Annotated in this window: 3 protein-coding genes and 1 pseudogene; all 4 read right to left on the reverse strand. The window is 60.0% G+C overall.

The annotated features are described in order from the left end of the window. Positions 1-386: 386 nt before the first annotated feature. A complete protein-coding gene (locus tag CLM60_RS02690; protein WP_095587668.1) occupies positions 387-1,418 on the reverse strand; it encodes an IS110 family RNA-guided transposase in 1,032 nt (343 codons plus the stop codon). Positions 1,419-1,613: 195 nt separating this feature from the next. Next, positions 1,614-1,823, reverse strand: a complete 210-nt coding sequence (locus CLM60_RS02695; RefSeq protein WP_043754132.1) for a DUF6330 family protein — start codon at positions 1,821-1,823, stop codon at positions 1,614-1,616. A gap of 23 nt (positions 1,824-1,846) precedes the next feature. Further along, positions 1,847-2,785: an ArdC family protein gene (locus CLM60_RS02700; RefSeq protein ID WP_043754134.1), complete on the reverse strand. Its 939-nt coding sequence runs from the start codon at positions 2,783-2,785 to the stop codon at positions 1,847-1,849. A gap of 40 nt (positions 2,786-2,825) precedes the next feature. After that, positions 2,826-3,184, reverse strand: a pseudogene (locus tag CLM60_RS21055) (hypothetical protein); the annotation flags it as partial.

The raw sequence follows: 3,184 nt of genomic DNA on the forward strand, positions 1-3,184 counted from the left end.
AAAAGCCAGCTTCCGTAATGGGGCGGGCCTCTGTCAAGGGTTTCGGGCAAGTCAAAAATCCCGGCGAAGATCTCATTCTTCTCCGAGTTTTAAGGCACAAATTCAGAAGCTTACTTTTTCTTTTTCACTGCACCGGCACGTCAGGACTGAAGGACACCCCCCTGTCCGGGCTTCGCTCTTCCGTCCGTAGTCAGCCGCATGGCTGCCACTCTATGCCTGGTCCAAATCTGGTCCTGGGTGCCCATCTTTTACGCGTATTCAGCGTTAGCCGATAACTAGCGGGCTTTCGGCATCTCCAGGAACCTCGTCCCGGCAAGGGACCTCGTCGTACCTGTCGTCAGGTGCAGTGCGTTCCTCCGTCAGATCAAGTTCTGGAATTATTTTACTCAGACCGTTGCCGGGGAGCTCTGCACATGGCGGAATGGTGTGCCGTCTCGCCACATGCGGTGCAATACAACGCCAATACGCCGCGCAAGTGCAATCAAGGCCCGTTTCGATCCACGCCGATGGGCCACTCTGAGCGCCCAGGCCTGGAGCCAGTTTGGTGACCCACGGTGCATCAAGATCATCGCCGCTTGATACAAGGCCGTTCGAAGGGCCCGGTCACCGGCTCGAGTAATTTGCCCGACAATGTCCATCTCTCCGGATTGCGTACGTCTCGGCGTCAGCCCCACCCACGGACCAACATCCTTCGATCGCGCGAACCGGGTCGGATCGTCGATCGCGGATTTGACCGTCAGGGCGACGATCCGACCGACGCCTGGCATCGTCATCATCAGACGGCAAACGTCGTCTTGTTTTGCCAGATCCGCGATTGTCGCATCCAATTCAGCCAACTCGGCGCGCAACTGCGCACGCGCGCGCAAAAGGGCCTCTGTCGACGCCGACAGGATTTCATTCTGCTCAACCAGTTCCCTCACCCGGGCCTCGTACCTGATCCGGGTGACGTGTCCCAGCTTCAGACCGAAGTTCCGCAAAACACCCCGCATGGAAAGCTCAAGGTTGATGATGGCCTGCTGAACTGACTTGCGCGCTGTCAGCAACGCGCGGATTTCCTGGGAGGACACCGATTTGCGGTGCACGGGCCTGTACCATCCCATTTGAAGCAAGCGCGCAATGCCCTGAGCATCGCGCCGATCGGTTTTGATCGGCATGGCTTTCAAAGCGGCTTTCACCAACCGCGTTTCCATCAAGACCACGTCAAGTCCGGCCTCTTCGATGCCCTTACTCAGCCATTGGGACAGTGGTCCGGCTTCAAGACCGATCGCATCGACCGCGTACGGCAATGACGTCATCGCACGCACCAGCGCCTCAGGCTCGCTGGCGGCCTCCAACTCCTCAACAACCTTCCCTTGCGGCCCCAGCACACAAATCGCCGTGCTTGTCAGAGATACATCTAGTCCGATAAATACATTCATGTCGTTGCCCTTCTATTCTTAGGAATTGAGGCGCATGGAAACATACGACCTCGTAGACGCGCTGCAGGCGCATCAAGGGCAACGGCACTTCAGATCATGCTGACAAACAAGCGAAACGTGCTCGATTCGCCGACAGCCCCATTACGGCATCTTTTTCTTTTTCCCCCTGGCGGCAGGACAGAAGCAGAAGGGGCCCTACCCGAACAATCGCTTGGGTCTGTAATTCGGGTTGGGGATGGTTTCGATCCAGCCGCCTTGGTGCTTGATGGTCTCAAGTGCCGCCGAGAGCGGATAAGCGCCCTCGGACGGGCTCCACCAATAGGCGCCGTGCTTGAAGGTGATGATCTTGCGGCGGCCGTCGTTGAAGCAGGCCACCCGCAGCGTCTTGGGTTCCTTACGTGACATGGGCGTCTCCGTTCTCCCTGTGGTCAGGCGGCCTTGGCTCGGCCCCCTGCCCTGCCCGCCTCCGATCTGGCGATCAGGTAATCACAGGCGCGCTGCGCATCCGCGGCGTGCTTGAAGATCGCACCCTTGTCCGACCGAAGAACGCGCAACCAGTTATGGAGGTAGGCAGCATTCATCTCGAGCGTATGCGCCGTAAAGCCGAGCGTCTGACCCAGGAACACCGAGGTCAATTCCGCGACGATCTCCTCGCGCGCGTAAGAGGTGTTGCCAAACTTCGAGAACCCGAAATCACGGTTCAGTCGATGCCGGGCCTTCGTGGCATGGGCCAGCTCATGCGCCCAGACCCCGTAGAAATTGCGCGGGTCCTGGAACCGCGTGATGGATGGCATGTAGACCTTGTCCACGGGGGGCAAATAGTACGCCTCCGTGCCCGTGAAGACGGTCGTGATGTCGATGGCATCGAAAAACGCCTGCATGTGCGGGATGGGCTCGGACGGCGGATGCTCGGGCGCGGGCTCCGGGTCTGGGAAGAAGCTGTCGGGCAGGCCATCGATCTGGCAGGCATTGAACACGCGGTAGGATTTCTGGAAGCGGAAGATGCGGGCTTCCTCGGAGCGATCATCGCCATCGCTGCGGTCGTCCTCGCCGCCCGCGTCTTTCCGGCTTTGGCCGTAATAGACGACGACAGAGGATTTCTCGCCCTTGCGGACCTTTGCGTCCAACGCATTGGCCTGAGGCAGAGTCATCCAGAAGGGAGAGCTGTGGCCCGCCATCACGGTCCGCATCGTCAGCAGGAAGTTGTTCACCCCCTGGTAGGGTTCGCCGCCCACGCGCAGGGGGCGTGAGCTGCCGCCTGCGGTCCAGGGCTTGCGCCACGGCAGGACGCCGCGCTCGATGATGCGGATGATTTCGTTTGTGATGACCTCGGAGGCATCGAATTTGGGCGTGGGGGATCGGGCCATGGCTGGCCTCCTTTCGAATGTTTGTGAGAGGGAGTGGTGATCAGATTGACCGACAGGGCCGCGGATCGTTGGCGATCCTGGCACCGAGGGCTTCGACCATGTCGATGTAGGTGGTCAGCGAGACAGACTGGCCGGCACCTGAATGGTCAGGGTCGACAGATCTGTCCCGCGCCACCCGCGGCAAGTTCGCGAAAGCGATGACGTCACTGATGGGTCGGATATCGATGAACGGGTTCCTCGTGCGACCGCGAGGGCGGCCAAGGGAAAGCGCTCGATCGGCGCGAAACTCGACACGGTGGTCCAACCGAGATGGAGGAATGTCCCACCGTCTCCGCAGATCACATGCGCATTTGGCAATGACGCGGCCTGCTTGAGATAGCCGAGATCGCGGAGAACGGC

Origin of the sequence: Actibacterium ureilyticum, assembly GCF_002285435.1 — a bacterium.
GTDB lineage: Bacteria > Pseudomonadota > Alphaproteobacteria > Rhodobacterales > Rhodobacteraceae > Actibacterium_C > Actibacterium_C ureilyticum.

Coding starts and splice junctions, on each gene's coding strand:
- CLM60_RS02690 (WP_095587668.1), bottom strand. CDS start 1,418: ATGAATGTATTTATCGGACTAGATGTATCTCTGACAAGCACGGCGATT.
- CLM60_RS02700 (WP_043754134.1), bottom strand. CDS start 2,785: ATGGCCCGATCCCCCACGCCCAAATTCGATGCCTCCGAGGTCATCACA.
- CLM60_RS02695 (WP_043754132.1), bottom strand. CDS start 1,823: ATGTCACGTAAGGAACCCAAGACGCTGCGGGTGGCCTGCTTCAACGAC.